1 protein-coding gene and 1 pseudogene are annotated in these 838 nt (G+C 50.5%); both read left to right on the top strand.

The window, feature by feature from the left end; genetic code table 11:
* Nucleotides 1–396 (top strand): helix-turn-helix domain-containing protein (locus HT737_RS30380; RefSeq protein WP_182404671.1); only part of this gene is annotated, 396 nt, incomplete at its 5' end.
* Nucleotides 397–675: 279 nt separating this feature from the next.
* Nucleotides 676–838, top strand: a pseudogene (locus tag HT737_RS32235) (response regulator receiver protein); the annotation flags it as partial.

Here is an 838-nt window from a genome sequence, read left to right as displayed (position 1 = left end):
GGTGCCGACTTCTGTATCAAACTCAATACCCTTGCCGACGAGGGCGACGAGCTGCTCGGTGAGTTCTTCAACAGTGAAGAATGGCAGCGGGATATCAATCTGACGCTCGACCCTACGCGTATCTGCCTGCTGGGCAGCCCCCGTCAGAAACTCGACATCTCGTTCGCCGAGATGAAGATCCTGGAAGCCTTTGCGCAGACCAGCAATCACATTCTCAGCCATGATGAAATCGCCAGCATCATGGGGCTCAACACCCATTTCTACGATCCGAGAGCGCTGGAAAAATCCATCAGCCGCTTGCGTGGAAAAATCAAGGACATGTATGGTACGAACGCGATTCAGAGCATCCGCGGCTACGGCTATCGCCTGATGCGGGGTCTGATATCGACTGCCTGACTCTCGGGCAGCCATCCTCTTTGCATAATTACGAAGGATCGTCATATGCAACCATACCGCTCTAGTTGTACTTCACATCTAATTATAATCAAGCCATTGAATGAGCACGGCTACACCGAACCATAACAATAAACTTCACAACATAGCAGCAGAACGAGTGGAACTTATCGAGGGCCATTTTAAGCCCAGACCCTGCCTGTCGATTACTTCCGAGGAAGTCATTGCTCGCCTGCCGATTTATCTTTTCGCCCATTTTGGTGCACATTTTAGGAGAGAGACATGGAAACGAGTACAACCCTCCCGAGAAAATATTTTGTCGTCGTGACTCACAGTACAACGTCGCAGCGTGAACTTGAGAGCATTCTGTCCAGCGAGCGCTTCAATTCGTTTGGCACGTCTCAGGCACAAATGTTTATTGAAGGTGCTACTTCGCCCTCTTCCG

The sequence above is a fragment of the Pseudomonas sp. MD195_PC81_125 genome, assembly GCF_014060985.1.
GTDB classification, from domain to species: domain Bacteria; phylum Pseudomonadota; class Gammaproteobacteria; order Pseudomonadales; family Pseudomonadaceae; genus Aquipseudomonas; species Aquipseudomonas parakoreensis.
Note: the sequence above shows the minus strand (reverse complement) of the source record. Positions and strands in the feature narration are given on the sequence as shown.